General features: G+C 39.4%; 23 protein-coding genes, 1 other RNA gene and 1 other annotated feature. Of the genes, 3 read left to right on the top strand and 21 right to left on the bottom strand.

All coding sequences use genetic code 11. The features are described 5' to 3' along the window. The first annotated feature begins 166 nt into the window (after nt 1-166). Genes mvaD through fni form a run of 3 tightly spaced genes read left to right on the top strand, consistent with a single transcriptional unit; the run spans nt 167 to nt 3,193 of the window. Nucleotides 167-1,117, top strand: coding sequence for a diphosphomevalonate decarboxylase (gene mvaD, locus JOD28_RS01115; RefSeq protein ID WP_204769080.1), 951 nt, complete (start codon nt 167-169; stop codon nt 1,115-1,117). Next, nucleotides 1,110-2,135, top strand: a complete 1,026-nt coding sequence (locus JOD28_RS01110) for a phosphomevalonate kinase (RefSeq protein WP_204769079.1) — start codon at nt 1,110-1,112, stop codon at nt 2,133-2,135. The genes mvaD and JOD28_RS01110 overlap by 8 nt, the downstream gene beginning before the upstream one ends. 2 nt (nt 2,136-2,137) lie before the next feature. Further along, nucleotides 2,138-3,193 carry a type 2 isopentenyl-diphosphate Delta-isomerase gene (gene fni / locus JOD28_RS01105; protein ID WP_204769078.1) on the top strand — a complete coding sequence of 352 codons (1,056 nt, stop codon included), beginning with the start codon at nt 2,138-2,140 and terminating at the stop codon, nt 3,191-3,193. Between the two features lie 22 nt (nt 3,194-3,215). Here fni and brnQ read toward each other — a convergent pair whose 3' ends face one another. From brnQ to gpsB, 21 genes are all read right to left on the bottom strand, one after another. Continuing rightward, the gene (gene brnQ, locus JOD28_RS01100; RefSeq protein WP_204769077.1) at nt 3,216-4,571 is read right to left on the bottom strand and encodes a branched-chain amino acid transport system II carrier protein; all 1,356 of its coding nucleotides are present in this window, start codon (nt 4,569-4,571) and stop codon (nt 3,216-3,218) included. 168 nt (nt 4,572-4,739) lie between these two features. Beyond that, nucleotides 4,740-4,992: a binding site (T-box leader), on the bottom strand. 109 nt (nt 4,993-5,101) lie between these two features. Continuing rightward, a complete protein-coding gene (hpt, locus tag JOD28_RS01095; protein WP_204769076.1) occupies nt 5,102-5,665 on the bottom strand; it encodes a hypoxanthine phosphoribosyltransferase in 564 nt (187 codons plus the stop codon). Then, nucleotides 5,662-6,957 carry an adenylosuccinate lyase gene (gene purB, locus JOD28_RS01090; RefSeq protein WP_204769075.1) on the bottom strand — a complete coding sequence of 432 codons (1,296 nt, stop codon included), beginning with the start codon at nt 6,955-6,957 and terminating at the stop codon, nt 5,662-5,664. The genes hpt and purB overlap by 4 nt, the downstream gene beginning before the upstream one ends. 241 nt (nt 6,958-7,198) lie before the next feature. Beyond that, nucleotides 7,199-8,416, bottom strand: a complete 1,218-nt coding sequence (locus JOD28_RS01085; protein WP_204769074.1) for an OFA family MFS transporter — start codon at nt 8,414-8,416, stop codon at nt 7,199-7,201. Nucleotides 8,417-8,594: 178 nt separating this feature from the next. Next, nucleotides 8,595-9,398, bottom strand: a complete 804-nt coding sequence (locus JOD28_RS01080; protein ID WP_204769073.1) for an alpha/beta hydrolase — start codon at nt 9,396-9,398, stop codon at nt 8,595-8,597. A 44-nt stretch (nt 9,399-9,442) separates the two neighbouring features. Further along, the gene (locus JOD28_RS01075; protein WP_204769072.1) at nt 9,443-11,107 is read right to left on the bottom strand and encodes a formate--tetrahydrofolate ligase; all 1,665 of its coding nucleotides are present in this window, start codon (nt 11,105-11,107) and stop codon (nt 9,443-9,445) included. Between the two features lie 82 nt (nt 11,108-11,189). After that, nucleotides 11,190-12,446 (bottom strand): phosphoribosylamine--glycine ligase, encoded by a 1,257-nt coding sequence (gene purD / locus JOD28_RS01070; protein WP_204769071.1) that lies wholly within the window; start codon nt 12,444-12,446, stop codon nt 11,190-11,192. A 169-nt stretch (nt 12,447-12,615) separates the two neighbouring features. Then, nucleotides 12,616-13,077 carry an 8-oxo-dGTP diphosphatase gene (locus tag JOD28_RS01065; protein WP_204769070.1) on the bottom strand — a complete coding sequence of 154 codons (462 nt, stop codon included), beginning with the start codon at nt 13,075-13,077 and terminating at the stop codon, nt 12,616-12,618. A gap of 65 nt (nt 13,078-13,142) precedes the next feature. Then, the gene (gene purH, locus JOD28_RS01060; protein WP_204769069.1) at nt 13,143-14,669 is read right to left on the bottom strand and encodes a bifunctional phosphoribosylaminoimidazolecarboxamide formyltransferase/IMP cyclohydrolase; all 1,527 of its coding nucleotides are present in this window, start codon (nt 14,667-14,669) and stop codon (nt 13,143-13,145) included. Further along, complete coding sequence (gene purN, locus JOD28_RS01055; protein ID WP_204769068.1) at nt 14,666-15,256, bottom strand: phosphoribosylglycinamide formyltransferase; 591 nt, start codon at nt 15,254-15,256, stop codon at nt 14,666-14,668. The genes purH and purN overlap by 4 nt, the downstream gene beginning before the upstream one ends. After that, nucleotides 15,250-16,287 (bottom strand): phosphoribosylformylglycinamidine cyclo-ligase, encoded by a 1,038-nt coding sequence (purM, locus tag JOD28_RS01050; RefSeq protein ID WP_204769067.1) that lies wholly within the window; start codon nt 16,285-16,287, stop codon nt 15,250-15,252. Before purM ends, purN begins: the two co-directional genes overlap by 7 nt. Next, the gene (gene purF, locus JOD28_RS01045; RefSeq protein WP_204769066.1) at nt 16,284-17,906 is read right to left on the bottom strand and encodes an amidophosphoribosyltransferase; all 1,623 of its coding nucleotides are present in this window, start codon (nt 17,904-17,906) and stop codon (nt 16,284-16,286) included. The genes purM and purF overlap by 4 nt, the downstream gene beginning before the upstream one ends. After that, the gene (purL, locus tag JOD28_RS01040; protein WP_204769065.1) at nt 17,888-20,110 is read right to left on the bottom strand and encodes a phosphoribosylformylglycinamidine synthase subunit PurL; all 2,223 of its coding nucleotides are present in this window, start codon (nt 20,108-20,110) and stop codon (nt 17,888-17,890) included. The genes purF and purL overlap by 19 nt, the downstream gene beginning before the upstream one ends. A 39-nt stretch (nt 20,111-20,149) precedes the next feature. Next, nucleotides 20,150-20,818: a phosphoribosylformylglycinamidine synthase subunit PurQ gene (gene purQ, locus JOD28_RS01035; protein ID WP_204769064.1), complete on the bottom strand. Its 669-nt coding sequence runs from the start codon at nt 20,816-20,818 to the stop codon at nt 20,150-20,152. After that, nucleotides 20,815-21,081 (bottom strand): phosphoribosylformylglycinamidine synthase subunit PurS, encoded by a 267-nt coding sequence (gene purS, locus JOD28_RS01030; RefSeq protein WP_204769063.1) that lies wholly within the window; start codon nt 21,079-21,081, stop codon nt 20,815-20,817. Before purS ends, purQ begins: the two co-directional genes overlap by 4 nt. An 11-nt stretch (nt 21,082-21,092) precedes the next feature. After that, nucleotides 21,093-21,836, bottom strand: coding sequence for a phosphoribosylaminoimidazolesuccinocarboxamide synthase (locus JOD28_RS01025; RefSeq protein ID WP_204769062.1), 744 nt, complete (start codon nt 21,834-21,836; stop codon nt 21,093-21,095). After that, nucleotides 21,802-22,938 carry a 5-(carboxyamino)imidazole ribonucleotide synthase gene (gene purK / locus JOD28_RS01020; RefSeq protein ID WP_204769061.1) on the bottom strand — a complete coding sequence of 379 codons (1,137 nt, stop codon included), beginning with the start codon at nt 22,936-22,938 and terminating at the stop codon, nt 21,802-21,804. Before purK ends, JOD28_RS01025 begins: the two co-directional genes overlap by 35 nt. Continuing rightward, the gene (gene purE, locus JOD28_RS01015) at nt 22,935-23,420 is read right to left on the bottom strand and encodes a 5-(carboxyamino)imidazole ribonucleotide mutase (RefSeq protein ID WP_204769060.1); all 486 of its coding nucleotides are present in this window, start codon (nt 23,418-23,420) and stop codon (nt 22,935-22,937) included. Before purE ends, purK begins: the two co-directional genes overlap by 4 nt. A gap of 315 nt (nt 23,421-23,735) precedes the next feature. Next, complete coding sequence (locus JOD28_RS01010) at nt 23,736-25,211, bottom strand: ABC transporter substrate-binding protein/permease (protein ID WP_204769059.1); 1,476 nt, start codon at nt 25,209-25,211, stop codon at nt 23,736-23,738. Nucleotides 25,212-25,376: 165 nt separating this feature from the next. Next, an RNA gene (gene rnpB, locus JOD28_RS01005) (RNase P RNA component class B) lies at nt 25,377-25,749 on the bottom strand. A gap of 35 nt (nt 25,750-25,784) precedes the next feature. Continuing rightward, nucleotides 25,785-26,177 carry a cell division regulator GpsB gene (gene gpsB / locus JOD28_RS01000; RefSeq protein ID WP_204769058.1) on the bottom strand — a complete coding sequence of 131 codons (393 nt, stop codon included), beginning with the start codon at nt 26,175-26,177 and terminating at the stop codon, nt 25,785-25,787. Between the last annotated feature and the right edge of the window lie 57 nt (nt 26,178-26,234).

The raw sequence follows: 26,234 nt of genomic DNA, 5'->3' as shown, positions 1-26,234 counted from the left end.
TTGATTTGAATAGCTAACTATGTTTGAATCAAGTAATATGAATGATATGTTACCTTATATGTTACCATATTTCAAACAACTGATGGCGTGAAAACGCTGTTATATTGTCACGAAAGTAGTCAAATATGATAATATTGAATTATCTTATATTTTAGAAAGAATACTTATGCCTACAACAGCCACAGCACATACTAATATTGCATTTATTAAATATTGGGGTAAAAAAGATGCTCGCTTAAATTTGCCGACAACCAGCTCCTTATCCCTCACACTCTCACAATTTTATACAACAACAACAGTCACACAAAACACCGATAAAGATCAATTGATTTTAAACGGTGAATTAGCTGACCCTACCAGAATACATCATTTTTTAAATACATTACGTGATATCCTTGGTGATTTTCCTGCTGTAACAGTCACATCAGAAAATCATGTGCCAACGAGTGCTGGATTAGCTTCTTCGGCATCATCTTTTGCTGCTTTAACTGGCGCAGTAACACGTGAAATGGGCTTTGATTTATCTAATCAATCCTTATCTCGATTAGCACGCCGCGGATCTGGTTCTGCTTCAAGATCGTTTTACAGTCACTTTGCTGTCTGGCATGCGGGCATGGATGATACCTCTTCATTTGCTGAAAGTTTAAATGCGCCTGACATGCCGATTGCGCTTGTGGTTGCCGAAGTATCAACTGCAGCAAAGAAAGTGAGTTCAAGTGACGGTATGCAACGTGCAATCACTTCACCAAACTACAGTGATTGGCTCAACAGCAGTGCAACACAATTTGTGGATATGCAGTCTGCCATTCAACAATCAGACATCGAAAAAATTGGTGCGCTTGCTGAAGAAAACGCTTTAGCTATGCATGCGCTTAATCTCACTGCTCGCCATAAACCATTCACATACTTTACACGGGAAACGCAACAAATACTTGCCTTGGTATCAGATTTACGTCGACAAGGTATTCTGGCCTTTGCCACGATGGATGCTGGTCCAAATGTCAAAATTATTACGACCTTAAATGACGCGCCAGAAATTGTTGCGACACTGCAATCTGCTTTACCGCAAATTCATCTCGAAATCGCTACTAGCGGATCAGGTATTGTATATGACTAAAATTAATGTTCCAGGTAAACTCTTTTTAGCAGGCGAATATGCTATTACACATCCTGGCAATACTGCTATAATTGCTACAACCACAACTGGTTTAACCATTGAGATACATGATGCCCAGAAGAACGTATCTGTTGCCAAGTCAAATACAATTACAAAGTACTGGCAGTTTCAAATGGGTGCCACAGAAGACCAATATACTGATGACTGGCGTTATGTCCGTGCAGCCATTAAACTACTTGATGACTACGTTCTTAGCCATAAAATAAGTTCCCAACTCAGCAATGTCACTATTAATATTTTAAGTCATTTAAATAGTCCGTCTGGTAAGATTGGGCTTGGCTCTTCGGCAGCAGTCGTAGTCGGTATAATCGAAGCTTTTAATGTTCACTTTCAACTTCATTTATCAATCTTGACACGATTTAAATTGGCTAGTTTAGCACATCTGCATGTCCAAAAAAATGGTTCATTAGGTGATATTGCAGCAATTACGTATGGTGGCATTATCGCTTATCAAAGTCCGGATTTTTCATTATTACCACACATCGAATATCAGTGGCTAAATCAAGAAATTGTTGACATGCCTTGGCCATCTCTGAGTATCACACCCTTAAAATGGCCAGCGAATTGGCAAATACTTCTTGGCGCAACACATGAATCTGCAGATACAAAGGTCGCTATTTCACATACACAATTATCACCTCAATTTTTATCTGAAAGTCAACAAATTGTTAAAGCGTTAGTTAACACGATAATTAACGTTAATTATCAAGAATTAACCATCAAACTACGCGATAACCAAACCTTGCTCACAAATCAGCTTCCGTCCGGTTATCTCACACCAAAACTCGCATTGCTACTAGCTAAATTAGGCGATATTGCTGGTAAAATTAGTGGTGCTGGGTTTGGTGATAATGGGTTTGCTATTCTTGACAGGCGTTCCGATGTATTGATCAATATCTGGAAATCTTATGGTATTGATGCACAAATTATCAACATTTCACCACAGAAAGGAGGCTAATGATGCAAGAATCTAAACAAGCTCATCGAAAAGATGAACATTTATCACTTGGTGTTAACCTCTGGCGTCAAACAGATCATGTACAAGTCGGAGCCACCTTTGAAGATGTCAGGTGGTTGCCTGAAACATTTCCAGAAATGGCAGTGACAGATGTTGATATAAGCACCACTCTGTTTAATCACCATTTCAAATGGCCATTTTATATTGAAGCAATGACTGGTGGGTCTCATTTAACTGGTCGTATCAACGGCCAACTTGCTGAAGTAGCCCAGAAAACCAATTTAGCAATGGCTGTTGGCTCACAATCTATTGCCCTAAAAGAACCAGATGCAGCAAAAACATTTAAACTTGTTCGAAAAAATTATCCAAACGGCTTTTTAATTGCTAACTTGGGGGCAGATCATCCCATCGAAAACGTTCGAGCGGCCATTGATATGATTGATGCTAATGCGATAGAAATGCATGTTAACGTGGCACAAGAACTCGTGATGTCTGAAGGTGACCGTGAGTTTTATTGGTTGGACAATTTGGCAACAATTATCGCAAAATCACCTGTACCAGTTATTATTAAAGAAGTTGGTTTTGGCATGAGTACAACTGCATTTAATACACTTAATAAGCTAGGCCCCGCTGCTATCAATGTTGGTGGTGGTAATGGCACGAACTTTGCAATTATTGAACGACGCCGTAATCGCCAGCCTGATTCGTTTAATATTGATCACTATGGGTTGTCTACAGTTGAAAGTTTATTGTCCGCGAAACTGGTGGACAACCAGCTACCTCTTATTGCAACGGGTGGTATACAATCGGCTAATGACATTGTCACCAGTCTTATGCTTGGAGCGACAATGACTTCCAGTGCTGGTTTTATGCTAGAAACACTCATGGACCAGGGTCAGCTGGCTCTCATCAACCAAATTGAAGAATGGCAATTCGCCTTACCTCGACTTTTTACATTACTAGGCGCAAAAAATAGCGCCTCACTACAAAAAAAAGACCGGCTTTACGCGCCGGCTCTGGAAAATTTTATATCACAACGACAAAACGCGAACTTGTAAAGTTCGCGTTTTTTTTAATTGATTAAACGGTTTCAACCAAAACTGCTTTATTTCTACCCTGTAGTTTGTATAAAATCAACCCAAGAACAAACCCAATTAAGGTTGTTATTAGCCATTCTAACCCAACGTTTGCCATTGGAATCGTATTGACATACCATGTTAAAAATGGTTTAAGTAGCGCTATATTAAATGGCAAATGCTGAATACCATCGATAACAGCTGGTATAAACGTTAAAATCATTGTTGGTAAATAAACGATGCGTGCTTGATTGAATAATGGTGAGGCAATTCCTAAAATAATCAAAGCAATAGCAATTGGATATAAAAACATTAACAACGGCTCAGCCCAACTGATAATCGTATCTAGCCCAAAATTTGAAGCTACGAATGACAAAGCAATCGTCAAAATTAGCCATGAACGATACGAAAATTTTGGGAAGATGCGATGAAAATCTTGTGCAAATGAAGCCGTCAACCCAATTGCTGTTGTTAATACCGCTAGTGTCCCCATCACAGCTAAGAACGCACCACCAAAATCACCCAAATAATACATCATGATTTGTGTTAAGGCAATTGTGCCATTTTCTGAAAATGTGAATTGTGACAAGGATGTCGCACCTAATAAAATTAGGCCAACGTAGACAATGGCGATACCCAAAATAGCAATGAAACCAGTTTTAGCGGTAATCTTTGAAATAATCGCACTTTTCTTAAATCCCATCATTTGAATGGCGCGAACAATTGTGATACCAAAAGCTAACGCTGCTAACGCATCTAGTGTATTATAACCTTCCAAAAAAGCTGATGAGAAAGCCTTTGTTTGGTACGCTGCGTTGGCTGCATGAGATAAGCCACCCATTGGATGAAAAATGGCTAATAAGAAGATCAGTAACAATAGTATAACGAAAATTGGATTGAGATATTTCCCAATATATTTAGTAATGTTTTGCTCGCGAGAACCCAACCAAAAAACTAAGGCAAAAAAAATAGCTGAAAATAAAAATAATCCAATACCTTGTGCTTGCTTTGGCAACCAATTGGCAAAACTAAGCGAATAAGCAACCGTTGCGGTTCTGGGAGTTGCAATCATAGGTCCCAATGACACATGTGTTGCAATTAGGAAAAATATCGCAAAACCACGGCCAACTGGTTTTGCAATATCATAAATACCAGCTGATCTCGTTTGGGAAAGCGCAATCAATGCCAACCATGGAATAATGATGGCGCTCATTAGGAAAGCAATTGTCGCTATCAGCCAATTTTGTCCAGCTAATTGGCCTAAATGTATAGGAAAAATCAAATTTCCTGCACCAAAGAACATGCCAAATATCAGTGATGATAATAATAAAGTTTTCTTGAAATCTAATTTTTCTGTCATATTTATCCCTTAAATTTTTATATTTTAATTTTACGTCAATTTACTGCAACACTCTTTTGTGTGACTCGATACAAGCCACCTACTGATTTTCCCATTATGCCTCTCCTCATTAAAATAGCCCTAGTTAATTGAAAACAAAGAAAAACCCGCCGTATGTCATAAAGACATACAACGGGCGAATTATCGCGGTACCACCGTTTGCTAACAGGCTAATTACCTGAAATCTCTTGATTGCGGGCACATTGTGCATATGCCGACAACCATACGATGTAACGGTCGTAACCGGTTAGCATAAAAATTAATCATTTTATGCTAACTTTCTCCAGAATTACTTTCAAGCAAATCATCTGACACCTTTTCACTTAACGGTGTTCCCTCTTCACAGATATGATTGTTTTACTCTTTCCTTCATCGAAAATATTAACTTGAATACTATTTTACATGAATTCACAACATTGTCAATCACAATAAGACAAAAAAGTTTTGTTTTCATATGAAATATAAGCCACATGAAACATGCCCATTACATATTATTTAATAAGATCTAATTTATCAAAATCTATGACAGCAATAACTGGTAAATTACGGAAAAAATTATTGTAATCCATACCATACCCCACCAAAAATTCATCAGGCACATCAAGACCAAAATAATCCACTTCAAAATCAACAACACGCGCCGCTTTTTTATCAGCCAAAGCCACAGTCGTAACACTAGAAGCACCTTTTAAGTTAAAATAATTATTTAACCACTGCATGGTACGACCCGAATCAATAATTTCATCTACCACAACCACATCACGACCAGTCAAATCCATACTCACGTCGTGAACAACTTTGACTTGTCCAGTCGACTCATTACCAGAATAACTTTTAACGTCAATAAAATCAAAATCAACATCAAGCGGCATCTTACGTAATAAATCTGTAGCAAAAATAACCCCACCTTTAAGTACAGCAATGAAAATTGGACGCTGCGCATGATCTTCAAATTGTGTTGTCAGCTCATTTGCAACACGTTGTACCTGAGCTTGAATATCCGTCTCAGTTGCCAAAACAGTTTTGATAGCTGGATGATTAATTAATGACCTCATGCCAAACCTACTCTCTTAAAAATCTCATCGATATATCGCAAGTGATAGTGATAATCAAAGGCATCATCAATTTGCTTCTTGCTTAAATGCGATGTGATCGTCTTGTTGGTATCAACAAGATTTCTAAACATCAAACGTTCGTCCCATGAGCGAGCAGTTAAGGGTTGTACAGTATCATAAGCCTGCTCTCGCGACAATCCTGCATCGATTAAGCTAAGTAGCAATCGTTGCGAGTATATCAAACCGTAAGTTCGGTCCATATTTTGACGCATTGTTTCAGGAAACACCCCTAAATTATTCAAAATTCCGGTATGACGATGCAACATGTAATCAATAATAGCCGTTGCATCGGCTAAAATAATACGTTCTGCAGAAGAATGGGAAATATCGCGTTCATGCCATAATGTTACATTTTCTAAAGCTGTTACAGCATAACCGCGTAAAACACGCGCTAAACCAGTAATATTTTCATCACCAATTGGATTACGCTTATGTGGCATTGCGGAAGAGCCTTTTTGCCCCTTAGCAAATCCCTCTTCTACTTCATGGATTTCTGACCGTTGTAACGACCGAATTTCTGTCGCCAACTCTTCCATCTGTGTGCCAATCAATGCGATTGTTTGGATATAGTCTGCATGTAAATCACGTGGCAAAACTTGCGATCCAATGGGTTGTGGCGTTAATCCCAGTTCCTGCATCGCCACAGCTTCAACATGCGGTGGGACGTTAGCAAATGTACCCACAGCGCCAGACAATTTGCCTGTCTCAACCTCGGTTGCCACGCGATCAAAACGTTCAATGGCACGTGTAGCAGAGGCATAGAATCGAGCCATTTTCAAACCAAAGGTTGTTGGTTCCGCATGAACGCCATGTGTACGTCCCATCATGACCGTATTTTTATACTGCAAAGCCAATTTTTTAATCGCATCACGCCACGCTTCTAAATCTTTTTTGATAATGACATTCGCTTGGTGTAAACGTAATGCCTGCGCAGTATCAACGACATCAGTTGATGTTAAACCATAGTGAATCCATTTACGTTCATCACCTAATGATTCAGATACATTTCGCGTGAATGCAACAACATCATGACGTGTTGACAATTCAATTTCAGCAATCCGTGCCACATCAAATGTGGCTTTAGCACGGATTTTTTTTAAATCCTCTGCTGGAATACGCCCGGCAGCTACCCAGCCAGCATCAACAGCAATTTCGACATCGAGCCAAGTTTGATATTGATTTTGCGTCGACCAAATATCACGGAGTTCTTGACGAGAATAACGTTCTATCATTTTTGGATTCCTTTGTTGTTTTATTTTGTCAACAGTAGCGTTATGGTTAATTATTCCACCACTATTAGTGCAAGGTCATGTTCATCCCATAACCAAGTCTTCTCTATTATTGTAACAGTAAAATCGCTCTCTGCGTTCGCTATTTTATTAATTTTATCTCACAAAATAAAATAACGTTCGTTATTACCGAACGTTATGATACGTTTTTTAATAAAAAACGAACATTAAGAATGTAACCGTTTTATTCGATAATGGTACGCGTTGGTTTTACAATAAATCTTGAGATCAAAAATGCAATGGCATACAAGACAGCAATCGCCACAAACACAACTTGATATGACATACCAAGACCATGAACAATGAAACTAGCCAATTGATTACCCGATAAACCAGCCACAGCCCAAGCTGTAAGCGCCATACCATGAATTTTAGAAATAGCTTTCATACCAAAACGATCTGCTAATAAGGGTGGTAAAGCTGAAAATCCACCACCATAACCTGCATTAATTAGGAAGAATGTCGCGACAATCACGATTATTTTGGTTGTACTCGACTGAGGCGAGAAATAGGTCAATAATACCATGACTAAGCACATCAAAAATATCATCTGATATACTGTATTACGATCCTTTAGCCGATCAGAGAAAGTCGCAAAACCAATACGACCAGCAGCGTTGAAAAACGCATCAATACTCATAATTGTCGCAATAGCTGTCACTGAAAAAACCATTGTGCCATTTGTTTGTGTGAGCCCTGTCAAAATATCTTTTTCTTGTGAAATAATTGCCAATCCTGCTGTGATATTAAGATAAAACATCAGCCATATGCCAATAAAATTAGTATTTTTAATCAGAGCCAATGGATTAAAACGACGCGTTAAAGGTTGTTCATGCCAATCTAAAGGCTTTCGAATTAGCATAACTGCAATGAGCATCATGACAGCAAACACAATAGCTAAAATCACAAACATTTGCCATAAACCAACATGTGTTTGTAGTGCCATCATGATTGGTGAGAAAACCATTTTTGCTAATCCAAAACCAGCAACTGCAAGCCCCGTACCTAACCCTTTATTATCTGAAAACCACAGCATTAAATTTTTAACTGGCGTTAAATAACCAATACCGAGCCCAATACCCATTACAACACCATAAAAAATATAAATACCAATTAACGATTTTTGTTGAATACTGATCCCTGTGCCAATCATGCCAACAACAAAAAATGCTGTTGATAGTAGTGCCGACTTCTTGATATTACGTTCCACAAAGTGACCCAATGCTGCTGCAGATAATCCTAAAAATAAAATTGCAATTGAGAAAGCCCACTCGACTTCTGGTACACTGGCGCCTATTTGATCGGCCACTGCTTGTTTAAAGACGCTCCATGCGTATACTGTTCCAATGCTGCCGTGAATTAATAAGGCAGGCAAAGCCGCTCGTAGCCATTTATTTTCCATGATATGTCAGCATGTGGGCGTATACACACGATTCAAGTGACTATCACCCACACGCGTTTCCTCTCGATTTCTGTTATTTTGATTAGTTTTGTTTATTCTATGCAGGTTGAAATGAACTTGTATTGAACAAACAATAAAATAATGACCTTTTGTTGTCGTCAATGATATAGCAGTTGTTTCAAGATAAACGCTTTTCTTGCTGATAGTTGATGGGTAACCATTCTAAAACACGTTCAATTTGTTTGTCCCAATAGTACCATTCATGCTCCCCTGGACTGGTTTCATACGTGACGTTGTAGCCTAAATCACGAATTTTCGGGATCGTATTTTGGTTCATCTGATATAAATAATCTTGTTCACCAATCCAAGCATATAGTTGTGGTAATTGTTGCTTTGTCGCTGCTTGTTTTTGTGCCAGCGCAATGACGTCATTTTCTGATCCTATAAAATCATTCAAGTCGCCAAAAATACCCTGCCAATACGCTGCATTTTGCCACGTTTCTCTTTCAGGAAAATTTGGATCCCCCATAAGTGCCCCAGACAATGATGCGGCATAACTAAACTGGTCTCCGTTAAAAGCCATTTTAAAGGCACCATAGCCGCCCATCGATAAACCAGCTACAAAATTTTTATCTCGTTTTGTTGAGATTTGAGGAAATAGTTCTGCTACTTTTTGAGGCAACTCAATTGATAGTGCATCGAAGTATGCCATGCCATATTTTGTATTCGTATACCAAGCTAAATCAGTAGATGGCATGACAATTGCAATCGGTGTTTGGCGAATGAGACGCTCAATACTTGTTCGCCGTTGCCAAATCGCTTGATCACCAGACATACCATGTAGCAGATATAACACTGGTATATCTTTTAACGTCTCGTTGCGCCAATCAGGATTATGGTCAGATAATTCAGGGAGTATCACATTCATCATCCGATCCATCCCCAAAATTTTTGAATAATAATTAACTTGTAAAAATGCCATACGTCCCCTTATCTAATTGATTTTCCACAAACCTACGATTAAACTTAAAACAAACCAGTAATGACACCGTGCTCATCAATATCAATATCAAATGCCGCAGGGTGTTTTGGTAACCCTGGCATGGTTAAAATATTACCAGTCATAGCTACAAGAAAACCTGCACCTAATTTGGGCACAAACTCACGAACAGTGATAATAAAGTCTTTCGGTGCCCCGAGTTGCTTCGCATTGTCAGATAAAGAATATTGCGTTTTTGCCATGATAATAGGCAATTTATCCCAACCGCGTTGCTTAAATTCTGCCAATTGCTTTTGTGCCTTTGGCTCTAATGCGATTTTTTTACCACCATAAATCGTCTGAACAATCGCATTCAATTTATCAACTGCTTCGTCTTCAGGCTGGTATAGTGGTGTGAAATCAGATTCCTGCTCAACTGTTTCTATCACGGCTGAAGCTAATTCTTGTGCCCCAGCGCCCCCTTTAGCCCAAACTTCTGTTGTATAAGCCGTTGCGCCAAATTGTCTAACATAGTCCTTAATGGTTTGTAATTCCGTCTCAGTATCTGCGGTGAAACGATTAATTGCCACAACAACTGGCACACCATAGCGTCCCATTGCTGTTAAATGTTGCCCAAGATTTTTCAAACCAGTAGCAAGCGCATCCACATTTTCTGTGTTTAAATCTGCCAGTGCCACACCACCATGATGCTTTAAAGCACGCACCGTAGCAACCACAACAATCGTATCCGGCGTCTTGCCAAGTAATGGCACTTTGACATCCAAAAACTTTTCACCACCCAAGTCAGCGCCAAATCCAGCCTCGGTGACTGCATAATCTGCCAACTGAAGTGCTGTTTTAGTTGCCAAAATAGAATTAGTTCCTTGTGCTATATTGGCAAATGGTCCACCGTGAATGATGGCAGGCGTATGAGCAATTGTTTGTACAAGATTAGGCTTAATCGCATCCTTAAGTAAGACAGTTAGTGCGCCAGCGACACCTAATTCTTTGACTGTCACTGGTTCTTTTTCATATGTATAACCAACAACAATCCGAGCAATACGTTCTTTCAAATCCATTAAATCTGTTGATAGTGTCAAAATGGCCATCAATTCTGATGCGACAGTAATATCAAAACCATCTTCACGTGGCACGCCAGAAGTTGGCCCACCCATACCGATACTCACATGTCTGAGCGCACGATCATTGATATCCAACACACGTTTCCACAAAATACGTCTCGGGTCAATATTTAATGGGTTTCCCTGTTGTAAGCTATTATCCAAGATTGCAGCTAACGTGTCGTGTGCTGATGTTAAAGCATGAAAATCGCCAGTAAAGTGTAAATTAATGTCGGCCATCGGCAAAACCTGAGCATAACCACCGCCAGTGGCTCCGCCCTTCATGCCCATAACTGGACCAAGAGATGGTTCACGAAGGGCAATCATAGCCTTTCTACCAGCAAGTTGTAATGCATCGGCTAGACCCACCGTTACAGTTGATTTTCCCTCACCTGCAGGCGTTGGATTAATCGATGTCACGAGAATTAATTTACCAAGGTCTTTTTTTCGACTAACCGATGGATCTAATGCTATTTTCGTCTTATCATAACCATAAGGCACAATTTCATGTGCTTTAAGGCCTATGTTAGACGCAATTTCAGTAATTGGTTTAATTTCTGCTGCTTGCGCAATTTCAATATCTGTTTGCATATTGATTTCCCCTTAATTTAGATCTATCTATTATTTTAGTACTTATATCAATATTTTTAGCATAATGTCTCACTTAAAATATTCACAATGTTTGTCTTTCACTGTCCACTGCTTGATAGGCAATATCATGTCGATATCGTAATTCTGTATCTAAACTATCTATTTTATTATAGACTTTTTGTTGCGCATATGTTGCTGTTTTGTCATGACCAATCACAGTCACGACACGGCCACCATTTGCCATACCTGCTTGCACACCTGCATAATTCATCGTCAATGGTGTCACATTCTCCGGCAGTGGCACGCGTGCACCACGTACGGGTGATTCGGGGTATCCTTCTGATACTAAAACTACGCCAACATAAACATCATCAATCTGCCACTTGTTCGCCGTTGAGCGACCATTCAGTAAGTTTAAAATTAATGCATAAAAATCACCAGTGTACTGTGGCAAGACAACCTGTGCCTCAGGATCACCAAATCTCACGTTAAATTCGATAACCTTTGGACCCGTCTTAGTCAACATCACACCAGTGTAGAGAACACCAGTAAACGGTGTTCCTTCTTTTTGCATTGCCATAATTGTTGGTGTCACGAGTTCTGAAATTGCCTGTGATTTTGTCGTTTCACTAATCCAACGTACTGGACTATACGCACCCATTCCACCAGTGTTTGGTCCTTTATCCTGATCAAAACGGCGCTTATGGTCTTGTGCCAACGGTGCATGCACCATTACCCCATTTGAACCTACAAGTGTAAAAACAGAAAATTCAACACCTTCAAGATATTCTTCGATTACTAAAACGGCAGTTGGACTATCTTTGTACAAACGAGTTAAATACGTCACAGCTTGTGCCTCATCAAAAATAATTGTGACACCTTTCCCCAACGCTAAACCATCCAATTTAAATACAATAGGTAATCCAAATGTTTTCACTACAGTCTCTGCCTGTGCTAAAGTATGCACCGTTTGAGAGCTTGCAGTGGGTATGTCGTACTTGTTTAGCAGCTCATTTGTGAATGATTTCGAGCCTTCCAATTGCGCTGCTGCTTTAGAAGGACCAAAGATAGTGAGTCCTGCTGCTTCAAATAAATCAACAATGCCTAAAGTCAGCGGTTCTTCATTTCCAACAAAGGTCAAATCAATTGCTTGTGCTAACGCAAAATCACGCAAAGCATGTAAATCTGTCACTAAAATACTTTCGCGCTGTATCCCTGCATCAGTCATACCATCATTCCCAGGTGCGACAATCACCTGATTGACCTGTTGACTACGCAAAAATGTTTGCGCTAAAGCATGTTCGCGTGCACCAGAACCAATAATCAATACTTTTTTCATCGTATCCTCTAGCCTCTTAATATCATATTATAAATCTAGTTTATCAGATTCAAACACTATTTTGTTCGTTTATAAATTATCTTTTTCTCACAAAACAAAAAAACGTTCGTTATTTACGAACGTTTGTCTAATATTTATGATATTAACCGAACGTTTGGAATGTATCCGGTTACAACCAAGTGGTTTGACGTCGACCATTGATTGATGCACTCAGTGCCAACTCACTAATTTCCTGTGTATCGAATAACGGTAACATTTCCATGAATGTTCCTGGCGTCTGCATATTTTTTAAAGCATCACGTGTTGTCCAAAATATTTTACCCTCACGTCCAGAATGAATCTCACCTTGATAGTTCGTCGCTTTAAATAGCATGACAATGTACCGCCCACCGTCTTGCAATGGCCACTCTTTTATACCAACTAATGTCGGATTTATAACTTTCAAACCAGTCTCTTCATATGCTTCACGAATAACACTTGCTACAATTGTTTCGTTAGTTTCAATGTGACCACCCGGAAAAGTGACACCAGGCCAAGATGGATTTTTTCGATTTTCAACCAAAACTTCCTTGGTCGTTAGATTTTCAATCATAATCATATTGGTTAACTCAACAGATGTTGTTCGTGACATGTGCATTCCTCTGTCAAAAATTATAACATAAAAAGCTTGCCAAACAAGACGACACCACATCGCTTTTAATGTTTAAAATGTCGCGTACCTGAGAAAACAAGCACAACCCCTAATTCGTCTGCCTTGGCAATTGAATCCTTATCCTTAATTGATCCACCTGGCTCAACAATTGCCTTAATACCATGCTCGGCTGCGTATTGTACAGAATCATCCATTGGGAAAAAGGCATCTGAAGCCAACACAGCTTCATCAAATCCCACTTTAGTGGTTGCTTTTTGAATTGAATAAACAACAGAATCAATTCTATTAGGCTGCCCTGCACCCATCCCTAATGTTTGACCGTCTCGAGCAATGATAATCGCATTTGATTTAACATGCTTCACAACTTTTTGTGCAAAAATCAGCGCGCGTAATTGTTCAGCAGTTGGCTGTGCTTTTGAAACAACTTCAAAATTTGCTTCTGTTTCCTCATGTAAATCGCGTTCTTGCACAACAATGCCACCCAATACTGAGGTCACTTCCAATTTTTGAGGAATAACAGTTGTAAATGGTAATTTAAGTAAGCGTAAATTTTTCTTAGCTGACAAAATTTCAAATGCTTCTGGTGTAAAGCTGGGCGCAATAATGATTTCTAAGAAAATAGCATGCATCTTTTCAGCAGTTATAGCATCAACCTCTCGATTTAAGGCAACAATCCCACCAAATATTGACACATTATCAGCTTCAAAAGCTTTATCCCAAGCTTCCTCTAATGTCTGCCCTTGACCAATACCTGCGGGGTTCATATGCTTAACTGTTACAACTGTTGTTTCTTTGAATTCAGCAATAATACGTAGGGCAGCATCTGCATCGCGAATATTGTTGTATGATAATTGCTTACCATGCAAAATATCAGCATGCAACACTGAATATGTTTCCGGCAAAGCAACCTTATAAGCAGCCGCCTTTTGATGCGGATTTTCGCCATAACGCATATCATCAAATTTTTCATATGGTAATGTTAACTTGTCAGGAAATTCTGAGGTTGTTAAATAATCAGCGATTAAAGCATCATAACTCGCTGTATGCTGAAATACCTTGGCCGCAAGTAGTTGGCGATAAGTCGCATCCACTTCTCCGGCTTGCAGTTTATCGATTATAACATCATAATCAGTTGGATCAACAATTGGCAAAACAGCCGAAAAGTTTTTGGCAGCTGAACGTAACATGGAAGGGCCACCAATATCAATATTCTCAATAGCTTCAGCCTGAGAAACACCTGGTTTTTGAATGGTTGCCTTAAATGGATAAAGATTCACAACAACCATATCAATTGGCGTAATATTAAATTCTGACAATTTCGCCATATGCTCAGGCAAATCACGTCGTGCTAGCAATCCCGCATGCACACGCGGATGCAAAGTTTTAACGCGACCATCCAACATTTCTGGAAAGTCCGTTACGTCGTCAATGGCAATAACATCAAGACCTGCTTCAGTAAGCACGCGATGTGTCCCACCAGTTGAAACTAATTCATAGCCTAATTCAACTAATTTTTTAGCAAATGGTACCAGACCACTTTTATCAGAAACACTAAGTAATGCACGTGTCATTGTAAGAATACTCCTTTGTTAAGTAACTGTTCTAAAGTGTTTGGATATAAAACATGCTCGACATTATGGATACGTGTTTCCAAGTCTAGTAACGTATCTTCAGGAAATCGTGGCACTGACTGTTGGTCAATAATGGTTCCTGTATCAACACCACTATCCACAAAATGTACCGTAACGCCTGTCTTACCAACACCTGCTTCATATGCATCTAAAATACTGTGACGTCCAGGAAATTGGGGTAACATTGCCGGATGTAAATTAACAATTCTACCAGGATACGCATCAATTAATTTTGGTGTTAAAATTCGCATGTAACCGGCAAGCAAAATACCATGCACATCGTCTTCTACTAACTGCTCAAGAATAACTTGTTCGGCTAATGATTTTGTATCATAATCAGAATATTTAATAAATGTTGCTGGTATACCAAATAATTTAGCTAGATTTAGCGCCCCAGCTGTCGACTTATCAACAACTAATCGTACAATTTCAGCATTTAATTGCCGTTGTAAAATCGCATCATGTAGCGCTTGAAAATTTGTGCCGATTCCTGATGCAAATACAGCCAATCTCACTTTTTTCACCATGGTTCGTCTCCTGAAAAAGTAACTCTGGCCCCTGATTCAGCAGTGATTTCACCAATAACATATGCCGCCTGATTATTAACTTGCAATTGCGCCATAACTGCCTCACGATTTTCCGGCTTAACCACTAAAACCATACCCAAACCATTATTAAATGTTAATAGCATATCATCAGTAGACAAGTGACCAGCGGCCTGAAGTTGATTAAATATTGGCAATATTGGCCATGATCCCCAAATAATTTGAGCAGATAAATCTGACGTGAACGCACGTGGTAAATTCTCAGTAATGCCCCCACCAGTGATGTGAGCCATTGATTGCACAAGACCTTTTTCAATTAACGGCCAAACTGTCTCAGCATACAAAGTAGTTGGTGTCATTAACACGTTTTGCTCATCGGCAGACAAATTTTTAAAATCATCAGCTGTTTCAATCCCCAACACTTGACGGACAAGTGAGTAGCCATTCGAATGAATACCTGACGCTGGTAGTCCAATCAAAACATCCCCAACCGCAGCATTTTCAGGTTTCAATAATTGATTTTGTTCTGCAATACCGACAGCAAACGCGGCAAGATCATAATGGTTTGGTGCATATAGTCCTGGTAACTCAGCACTTTCACCACCAATAAGCGCCATACCAGATGCTTTAGCAGCTTTTGCAACGCCAGTTACGATTTCTGCTACGACCTCTGGTCGCATCTTATCCACAGCTAAATAATCTAACATAAATGCTGGTTTAGCACCTTGCGCTAAGATATCGTTTGCCACCATGGCAACTAAATCTTGGCCGATGGTATCATGTTTATCAGCTGCAATGGCTAATAACAACTTGGTGCCAACACCATCCGCACCAGACACCAACACAGGATTTTGATAACTAGATCCCAATGAGAACGCTGCGCCAAAGCCGCCAATACCATCCAATACACGAGGTGTATAAGTATCGGCGACAGCATCCTTCATGAGTGCCACGGCTTTTTCACCAGCTTTAATATCTACACCTGCTCGTTGATAAGCATTTTGTTCAGTCATGCTTCTACTCCCTGGATTGTTTGCGAATCCAAATGAATCGTACCATCTGCCAACAACGCTTCATTACGTAATGAAGCGACTTGACGAGGATGATAAGTATCTGTTGGTTCGGGTGAAAAATTCACACTGCCATCTGTCAGAAATTGTTCAAGACTTGCCTCATAATCATAAATTGGACTTGGATATTGACCGTCAAAATAGGCTGTTGTCAATCCCGTGCCCTGACCATCATACGGTAGGTCAATTGATTTGACCAAGGCATCAACGGACAAAAAGCCAAGTGAGTCAGCTTCAATTTTGTCACGCATTTCCTCTAATGTATTATTAGCACCCATCAATTCATCTGTCGTTTGCATATCAATACCGTAAAATGATGGGAATTTAAATACAGGACTCGCAATACGAACATGTACTGACTTTGCCCCCGCTTCTTTGAGCATACGGACAATAAACATAGACGTTGTACCACGAACGATTGAATCATCCACTAAAACAACATTTTTATCCCGAACAACGTCTTTAACAGCACTCAGTTTCATGCGAACTGCGCGTTCACGCTTATCTTGTGTAGGTTCAATAAATGTACGCGCAATATATTGATTTTTAACCAACCCCATTTCGTTTGGTAACCCAGTAGCTTCGGCAAATCCTGCTGCTGCTGACAAACTTGAATTGGGCACACCAACAACAATATCTGCATCTGGTACAGGGTTTTCTGCAGCTACTGCAGCTCCCATACGTTTGCGTGCTTTATGCACGTTGACACCATAAATTGTTGAATCGGGTCGTGCGAAGTAAATGTATTCCATCGCATCAATATTTAACGTTGTCTTATCCGTATATGTGTCAATCGTTAATCCGGTATGATCAATTACAATTAACTCACCTGGTTGTACATCACGAACAAATCGTGCGCCAATAACATCTAATGCGGCTGTTTCTGAGGTTACAATATAGTTTCCTTCCGGCATTTGTCCAATGACAAATGGTCGAAAAGCATGCGGATCCAAAGCCGCATACAAGCCATGTGGCGTCAGTAATAAATAAGCAAATCCGCCACGAACAGTACGAAGTGCCTCTTTTAATTTATCAACAAATGTGACCGCTTTTGAGCGACGAATTAAGTGTAACAAGATTTCAGAATCAGATGAGCTTTGGAAAATCGCGCCGTCTTTTTCTAAGTTTTGGCGCAACGTTTTCGCATTGGTTAGATTACCATTGTGCGCTAATGCAATTTGCATATCATGAAAATTAACCATAAGAGGTTGAATATTTTCAACACCATGAGAGCCTGCTGTAGCATAGCGAACATGCCCAATGGCACTCTCACCAGTTAACGCTTCAATACGCGCGGGATCACGAAAGACGTCGCTTAATAATCCCAAACCGCGCTCTTGCCATAAATGACCACTGTTGTTCGAAACAATTCCTGCACCCTCTTGACCACGATGTTGTAAAGCGTGTAAACCATAATAAGTAAGCTGGGCCGCATCATCGCGCCCCCATACGCCAAAAATACCACATTCTTCATTTAAGCTACGCACATTAATTCGCGTTTTTTCAGTTTGTTGGACGCGTTTTTCTGCAGCTTGACGTTTCTCTAAGCTTTTAATTTCCATGAGATACTCTCCTGATAAACCTTCTGAGTTTCTTGACGCGATAAAATAATTTGTTGCGTTGCTGTCGTCAGCATCATCTCGTCTGTATTCGTTACTTGCCCTAATAACGTTGCCTTTTGGCCCGCCAACTGTTCAAAAGTAACAACTTGACTTTCTGGTACACTAACAATAAAACGGCTTTGTGTTTCAGAGAATAAGTATTTATCAGCCAATGCTGTTTTAATATTAAAACTCAGCTGCCCCAAAAAACTACTTTCTAACAAAGCCACAATCAAGCCACCCTCAGATAAATCGTGTGCGCTCGCTAATAACTGTTGCGAAATCGCAGTACGTACTAACCTTTGAGATGACATTTCTGCTGCGTCATCAAAACCAAAAAGTTGCCCATCAATGCTACCTGTTTGCATTTTTTGAATTTCTGAGCCATTAAAGCTATCCAAAGTTTCACCAATGATATAAATCTTATCTCCAACATTTTTGAAGCCAATTGTCGTTGCGTTTCTCACATTCTCTAACAAACCAACCATGCCAATCATCGGTGTTGGGTAAATTGCTTGACCGTCTGTTTCATTATAAAGTGACACATTACCAGAAATAATTGGTGTATCAAGTTGCTTAGCAACAGCATTAATGCCTGCTACTGCTTGATCTAACTCATAGTATACTTCTGGATTGTCTGGCGATCCAAAATTCAAGCCATCTGTAATACCAATTGGTAGCGCCCCCGTTGCTACAATATTTCTAGCAGCTTCGGCTACAGCCATTTTGGCACCAACATAGGGATTTAAATATAAATATCGTGCGTTAACATCGGTAGTCATTGCCAAAGCTTTCTTAGTTCCACGAACACGGACTAAACTCGCATCTCCACCGGGCTTAATCACTGTATCTGAACGTACCATTGAATCAAAATGACGAAACAATTTAGCTTTAGAGGCAATTGTTGGCTGGGCGAGTAATGATAGGATCGTCTGTTTCAGATTTGACACATCAGGCTGATACTGTACCTCTGACATTGACAACAGGCGTTTTGGCTCAGCCATTGGTAAAGTTTGTTTGGGCGCATGTGTCAAAAAGTCAATTGGCACATCGGCCACAACTTGATGATCAAATTCTAAAATATAACGACCATTATCTGTTACTTCACCAATAATGACAGCATCTAAATCTGCTTCTTGGAATAAATCAATAATTGCCTGTTCTTCACCACATTTAACAACAAACAACATGCGTTCCTGTGATTCGGATAACATCAATTCATAGGGTGTCATGTTTGTCTCACGCTGTGGCACATTGTTTAAATCTAATGTGATTCCCATGCCTGCTTTCGCGGCCATTTCCGAACTAGATGAAAGTAATCCAGCAGCGCCCATATCTTGAATACCAACGATAATATCTGAATGCGCATTAACTGCCTTAAGCGTTGCATCCATGACAAGTTTTTCTAAAAATGGATCGCCTACTTGAACAGCTGAACGATCCGATGCATGTTCAGTTGAAAATTCTGCTGATGCAAACGACGCACCGTTAATGCCATCACGTCCTGTTTTCGCGCCAACATAAATAATTGAATTACCAATACCTTTGGCTTGTCCAACTTGCATGGCAGCTTGATCCATCAACCCTACTGCCATCACGTTAACTAACGGATTTCCTGAGTAAACTGGGTCAAATCCAATTTCACCACCAACAGTTGGAATACCAATCGCATTACCATAGCCTGCAATACCTGCGATGACGCCATCAACAATATGTCTTGTGTGCGCATCATCTAATTCACCAAACCGCAGCGAGTCAAGTACTGCAATAGGTTGTGCACCCATTGAGAAAATATCACGTAAAATGCCACCCACACCAGTAGCTGCACCTTCGTATGGTTCTACAAAGCTTGGATGATTGTGACTTTCTGCCTTGAAAACAACCGCTTGACCATCACCAATATCTAAAATACCAGCACCTTCACCTGGTCCTTGTAAAACACGCGCATTCGTTGACCAAAATTTACGTAGAATTGGTTTTGATTTTTTATAGGACACGTGTTCTGACCACATGCCTGAGAAAATCCCTGTTTCCGTAAAATTAGGTAATCGATTAAGTTCGGTGACAATGAGATTATACTCTGACTCCGTCAGTCCCCATTGTCTATATACTTTTGAATCACGAACTTGCTCAGGAGTTAGTTCGTTATTTTTGACAATTGTCATTTTTATGCCTTTCGTAAAGCCGTTCTACCAACCAATTAATTATACGTTTGTTAAAATGCTAGATAGTATACTTTTAAAGAAGTTTTGACCGTCAATATTACCTGTTACTTCGTCAATGGCACGCTCTGGATGTGGCATCATGCCAAATATATTGCCACGTTCATTCATGATACCTGCAATATCATGCACCGAACCATTTGGATTATTCACATATCGAAAAACAATTTGATTATTCGCTTCTAACCTTGCCAAAGTATCATCATCCGCAAAATAATTTCCTTCACCATGAGCAATTGGCACAACAATTGATTCAGACATCTCATACGCATTTGTATAAGCTGTTTCATGATTAGCAATGCTTAAAGCAACTTCGTCACAAATGAAACCTGGCGTTGCATTCACGAGAAGTTGCCCTGGTAGCAGTCCTGCTTCCGTCAAAATTTGGAAACCATTACAAATACCAACAATTAATTTACCAGCATTAGCGGCTTGTGTGACGGCACTCATAATGGGCGAAAATCGCGCAATTGCACCCGTTCTCAGATAATCACCATATGAAAAGCCACCAGGCAAAAAAATAGCATCAAAATCCGTTAACGCGGTTTGTTTAGCTGAAACAATTTGCGCATCAACACCAAAATCCTGCAAGGCATATAGCATATCAAAATCGCAATTAGAACCGGGAAAACTAATCACCGCCGCCTTCATGCATTCACCTCATCTGCTACCAAACTCAAATCGAAATGGTAGGTCTCAGTATTTTGATTAATCAGCAACGCATCTGTAAAGCTCTCCACCTCGGCAGTAGCTGCATCAATGCTTTTGGCAGTTAATTTCACTTCAAAATACTTACCTTGCGACACCTGTTCCACACCTATGTAATCCATTCGCTTAAGCGCAGATTTAATGACTTCGCCTTGTGGATCTAAAATTGATGGTTTATACGTAACATAAATTTTTGCTAGATACATGCGTTTTCTCCTTAGATAACTTGTTGCAACCGATTAAGTACATCACGATAACCTACTGTGACATCACCACTGTGTTGTCGAAAAATATCTTTGTCTAATGATTTGCCAGATAGTATGTCAATCAATCGCATATTATCTGGTGACAGCTCATCAGCCAGACACAGGTCACCTGCTGCCGTTCTACCAAATTCCAGCTTAAAATCAACTAAGCTAATTCCTATTTGTTCAAATAAGGTGCGTAATACTTGGTTCACGTCCTGTGAAACCTGACGTAATTGTGCTAATTCTTCACTGGTTGCAAGATTTAAAGCCAAGATTTGCGAATCATTTATAAATGGATCATCTAAATCATCAGACTTAAAATAAAACTCCTGCACAACTGGCACTAATTTTGTCATTGGTGTCACCGCGTACCTACTCACAAAGTGCCCCGAAGCATAATTTCTAGTAACTACCTCTATTGGTATAATATCTAAAGCGGTCACAAGTTCATCAGTCGTTGAGATTTTTTTGAGATAATGGTTTTTAATGCCTTGTCTTGTTAGATAATTAAATAATAAATGACTAATTTCGCTATTTAAGGCCCCTTTCCCAGTGATCGTTTCTTTGACTTTACCATTTAACGCTGTAGCTTGGTCTAAATAATGCACCCACAATATATCAGGTACATTTGTTGTGTAAACTGTTTTTGCTTTTCCGGTGTACTTTAAATTTTCTTGTTTAACGTTCTGGTTTTGATACATCACGCTGCCCATGTGTTTGGCTCCATTCATATAATTTTGTAATATTCTCTTCACCAAGAACGGTAATATGCCCCATTTTCCGGTTATGTTTCATTACTGACTTTCCATAGTCATGGAAATGCCATTCAGGGTGGTTTACGAGATCTTCTCGGGCTTGTTGAAGTTCATTACCCAATAGATTTAACATTAATGCCGGTTTTTCAGATACAATTTCTGGTAATGGTAGCCCCATAATACTGCGGATATGACCTTCAAATTGCGATATATTAGTGCCTTCGATCGTATAATGTCCAGAATTATGTGGCCGTGGGGCTAATTCGTTAACCCATATATGATCATCACTAACAAATAATTCAATGCCTAGAACACCTCGTAAGTTCAAACTGTCTGCAATGCGTGTTGCAATATGCCGAATTTTTTTGGTCTCAACCTCACTTATTTTTGCTGGCGCAAGGCTTGTTTTTAAAATATGATTGACATGTACATTTTCAGCAATTGGCCATAACGACACATGATTTTGAGTATCACGTGTCACCATAATACTCAATTCTTTTTTAAATGCCACACGTTGTTCCAAAATCAAAGGCACATTGGGAAAATCAGCGATCAATTGCGCAATATCGGATTCATTAGCCACTGACCACTGTCCATGACCATCATATCCACCACGCACTGTTTTTAATATTGCTGGCAAGGTCAATCGCTGAATAGCTAATTTAAAATCATCTAACGATGCAATAGCCATAAATTGTGTTACTGGCACTTTAGCAACATCACGGATAAATGCTTTTTCTGTTAAACGGTTGCTTGTAATTTCAAGTAGTTTCGTCCCTTGTGGCACATATGTTGTTTGTTGTGACAATGCAGTCGAATCAACATTTTCAAACTCATACGTTAACATATCACTGCGCGAAGACAATACCTTTAACGCCGCTTGATCATCATATTCCGCTACAATTTGAAAATCAGATACCTGCCCGGCCGGTGAATCCGTAGTAGGATCTAAGATGCCAACTTTATAACCCATTGACTTGGCAGAAAGTGCCATCATTTGGCCCAACTGTCCACCACCGATAATACCAATCGTTGCGGGCGGTAATACACTCTTTGTCATAATAAGTCAGCCTCACTATCAATTGATCTTTGTGTTTGTTGTTTACGAAATGCAATCAGGTTATCCAAAACTTTTTGATCATGTAGCGCGATAATTTGAGCAGCTAAAATAGCAGCATTTTTTGCACCTGCGTCTCCTATTGCAACAGTTGCCACAGGAATACCTGCTGGCATTTGAACGATGGACAGTAGTGAATCTAAACCATTTAAGGCGTGTGATTGCATTGGCACACCAATCACCGGTATGGTTGTATTTGCGGCAACCATACCTGGTAAATGTGCAGCACCGCCAGCACCAGCAATAATAACTTGTAACGCATTTTTAGCAGCTGATTGTCCAAAACTTTGTAACTGCTCAGGCATTCTGTGAGCTGAGATAATATGCTTTTCATATGTTATTCCCAATTCATCTAATAGCACAGTCGTTTTTTTCATGGTTTCCCAATCACTTGTTGATCCCATGACAACAGAAACTTGCGACATAATCTCCTCCATAGTTCGTTTTCTATCATAAAAATAAAGTAACATTTATAATTCGTTCGTTTACAATTTAAATTTAACAGATTTATTAATCAAATACTTCGTTTTTAAATAAGAATATTCACACAAATTAAATAAACGTTCGTAAATAACGAACGTTTAAACTGATTTTCAATTAAGTTCCGAACGTTTGGTTTTAAAGCGGTTTCATTTCAGTAAAAACTTAATATTCGTTTTTTTCAAAAAAACCTCTAAATTGGATTTCACCAATTTAGAGGTTTACTATATTATTTAAGATAACTTTTTAAATATTGTTTTTTAGCGACTTGTTCGCGCCATACGTTTTTCTGCATAGCCTAACGCGCGACTGATACCAAACGTCAGAACAAAATAGATAAATGATGTAATTAGCAATGGGAAGAACGGCTTGAAACTAGCACCTTGAACAACACCAGTTTGGAACATCAACTCGCCAACACCAATAACTGAAACCACTGATCCTTCTTTAATAATCGTCACGAACTCATTACCTAATGCTGGCAAAATGTTCTTAACTGCCTGAGGTAAAATAATATACCGCATGGCTTTTCCTTTAGACAATCCAAGTGATCGCGCTGCTTCTGTTTGACCATAATTCACTGAGTTGATCCCTGAACGAATAATTTCAGCGACATAGGCAGCAGAGTTCAATCCCATAGCCAAAGCACCAGCAGCAAACGCTGATAAGTTCAAACCAATAACTTGAGTGCCAAAAAATACCATAAATGCTTGCACCAAGAGCGGTGTGCCACGAATATATTCGACGTATATATTACCAATTGCTTTAAGTATAAAGTTCGGAGATAGTTTGAATAAGGCTAACAATGTACCCAGAACGACACCAACAACAACTGCAATTGCAGCCAATGCCAATGTAATTAATGTCCCTTTGATAAACAGATTACCGTACTTTGACCAAAATGATTGTTTTGCAAACATCAATGTATTTGCTTCTTTTTGATAAGCTTTTAGTTTACCAGATGATACGATATCATCAATAGACTGATTAATTTTTGACTTTAGTACAGGTGAATTTTTAGGCATCGCAACAGATACAGCACCTTCACCCTCATTTGGTTTAGGATAAATAACCTGCAGTGCTTTATTTTGCTGTGCATAGGCTTTAGAAATTGGATCATTTAACACAACGCCAGAAATTTTTCCGGCTGACAATTGCGATACAAGGTCTGGTACCTTTTGCAAACTGACAAGCTTCGAGTCTGGCATACTATTTTGCACAAATGTTTCTTGTGTTGTTTGACGTTGTGCTCCAACTTTTTTATTGGAAAATGACTTAACATCTGTTGTAAATGATGTTGCATTCTTCTTTAAAATTAAAACAGTCTGCTTGGGTGATAGATAAGATTTTGAGAAATCAACCACTTTTTCACGTTCAGGTGTTGCATTGATACCTGAAATAATCACATCTATTTTGCCAGTTTGCACCGCACCAACAAGACCATCGAATCCCATTTCCTTGATTTGTAATTTAACACCCAAATCCTTGGCGATTTCTTTAGCCATTGATACTTCAAAACCAACAATTTGGTCACGACCATTAACAGTCGCATGAAATTCAAAGGGGGCATAATCAGCTGATAAGCCAACCACCAGTACACCACGCTGCTTAATTTTAGTATAAGCTGGGTCTGTCTCCGCCGCCCTCACTTGTGGCACGGCTGATAATAGCATGGGTACAAGTAGCATGATGCTCATAACTAATACAGTAATATTTTTCATCATTTTATGTTTCATATTGGTTATTCTCCTCTATCCTAAATCACGTAATTAATCATAACTTAATATGAATTTTTATGCAACAATAACACGATAATATACCCTATTTTGCTGTATATATCACCTATAAATGTATAAATCGCCATAAAAAAACGCCACAATGTGGCGTCACCTGTTGTAAGTATCTGTAGGCCATGTTTTGTTCCAGTAATATGCAGGTACATATTACCTTCGGTAATCATCTATCTAAGTTTGTTTTATCAAACTATACCAACCATCGCTTCAATTCGCTAGATTAGCCGCCCCTACCAAAAGTTTGGGTTGCCCGCTTGTGGGGTTTACCTCGTCTCAAACACTAGCTTTCACTAGCGCATACGTTTCTATGGCACCTTCGAGCCTATTGAGACATAGCATATAGCCTTAGCCTGTTCGACTGCCGTGACATCTCTGCCCCTGGGTTTATTCTTTATCCCAGCACAAACACTACAACCATCACAGGTTGTGCGAGCATGGACCTTCCTCACGTCAGAAATATGACGCGCAATTACCCGATACTTACAAAATAAATTATATTAGAACTTTTTGTGTTACTTATGCATTATTTGAAGCATCGTGCCCGAATACGGCACGTTCCAAGTTAGCTACACGTTTGATTAAATCTAAATTAGTAACTGCTTGCACAGGCTTTGGTGTTTCCACCACGACCGGTTCCTCAGGTACGTCAACGATTGGCTCAGCTGTTACAGCTATTGGTTGTGGTTGCTTCTGTAGCGCAACTAGCTGCTCTTGTGATGACTTCAAGGCACCTTGTAAGCGCGCCACTTCATTTTGCAATTGATCAACACGCCCAGCATAAGCGCCATAGTCTTTGATAATATCATCCAAAAAACTATCAACATCAGCTGGATCATAACCAACACCCATTCGCTTCTGTTTAAAAACGCGTTCTAAAATATCTTTTTGCGTGTATTTTACTTGTTCCACAAGTTCACACCTCATTTATTTTTTTACTTATCCTATATTACCAATAATTCTATACAA

It is taken from the genome of Leuconostoc rapi, assembly GCF_016908715.1.
In the GTDB taxonomy this organism is placed as follows: Bacteria; Bacillota; Bacilli; order Lactobacillales; family Lactobacillaceae; genus Leuconostoc; species Leuconostoc rapi.
The sequence above is the reverse complement of the archived record's forward strand: the minus strand, read 5'-3'. Positions and strand labels throughout refer to the sequence as shown.

Bases quoted from the DNA above. Each gene is read 5' to 3' on its own strand.
- purE (WP_204769060.1), bottom strand. From the start codon at position 23,420: ATGTCGCAAGTTTCTGTTGTCATGGGATCAACAAGTGATTGGGAAACC.
- JOD28_RS01025 (WP_204769062.1), bottom strand. From the start codon at position 21,836: ATGGGCAGCGTGATGTATCAAAACCAGAACGTTAAACAAGAAAATTTA.
- hpt (WP_204769076.1), bottom strand. From the start codon at position 5,665: ATGAGGTCATTAATTAATCATCCAGCTATCAAAACTGTTTTGGCAACT.
- fni (WP_204769078.1), top strand. From the start codon at position 2,138: ATGCAAGAATCTAAACAAGCTCATCGAAAAGATGAACATTTATCACTT.
- JOD28_RS01065 (WP_204769070.1), bottom strand. From the start codon at position 13,077: ATGTCACGAACAACATCTGTTGAGTTAACCAATATGATTATGATTGAA.
- purD (WP_204769071.1), bottom strand. From the start codon at position 12,446: ATGAAAAAAGTATTGATTATTGGTTCTGGTGCACGCGAACATGCTTTA.
- JOD28_RS01075 (WP_204769072.1), bottom strand. From the start codon at position 11,107: ATGCAAACAGATATTGAAATTGCGCAAGCAGCAGAAATTAAACCAATT.
- purK (WP_204769061.1), bottom strand. From the start codon at position 22,938: ATGACAAAGAGTGTATTACCGCCCGCAACGATTGGTATTATCGGTGGT.
- purQ (WP_204769064.1), bottom strand. From the start codon at position 20,818: ATGAAGGCGGCGGTGATTAGTTTTCCCGGTTCTAATTGCGATTTTGAT.
- brnQ (WP_204769077.1), bottom strand. From the start codon at position 4,571: ATGACAGAAAAATTAGATTTCAAGAAAACTTTATTATTATCATCACTG.
- purL (WP_204769065.1), bottom strand. From the start codon at position 20,110: ATGACAATTGTCAAAAATAACGAACTAACTCCTGAGCAAGTTCGTGAT.
- JOD28_RS01110 (WP_204769079.1), top strand. From the start codon at position 1,110: ATGACTAAAATTAATGTTCCAGGTAAACTCTTTTTAGCAGGCGAATAT.
- JOD28_RS01010 (WP_204769059.1), bottom strand. From the start codon at position 25,211: ATGAAACATAAAATGATGAAAAATATTACTGTATTAGTTATGAGCATC.
- purM (WP_204769067.1), bottom strand. From the start codon at position 16,287: ATGACTGAACAAAATGCTTATCAACGAGCAGGTGTAGATATTAAAGCT.
- mvaD (WP_204769080.1), top strand. From the start codon at position 167: ATGCCTACAACAGCCACAGCACATACTAATATTGCATTTATTAAATAT.
- purN (WP_204769068.1), bottom strand. From the start codon at position 15,256: ATGGTGAAAAAAGTGAGATTGGCTGTATTTGCATCAGGAATCGGCACA.
- purF (WP_204769066.1), bottom strand. From the start codon at position 17,906: ATGGAAATTAAAAGCTTAGAGAAACGTCAAGCTGCAGAAAAACGCGTC.
- JOD28_RS01085 (WP_204769074.1), bottom strand. From the start codon at position 8,416: ATGGAAAATAAATGGCTACGAGCGGCTTTGCCTGCCTTATTAATTCAC.
- purH (WP_204769069.1), bottom strand. From the start codon at position 14,669: ATGACACGTGCATTACTTAGTGTTTCTGATAAAAGTGGTCTGGTACCA.
- JOD28_RS01080 (WP_204769073.1), bottom strand. From the start codon at position 9,398: ATGGCATTTTTACAAGTTAATTATTATTCAAAAATTTTGGGGATGGAT.
- purB (WP_204769075.1), bottom strand. From the start codon at position 6,957: ATGATAGAACGTTATTCTCGTCAAGAACTCCGTGATATTTGGTCGACG.
- purS (WP_204769063.1), bottom strand. From the start codon at position 21,081: ATGTATCTAGCAAAAATTTATGTTACGTATAAACCATCAATTTTAGAT.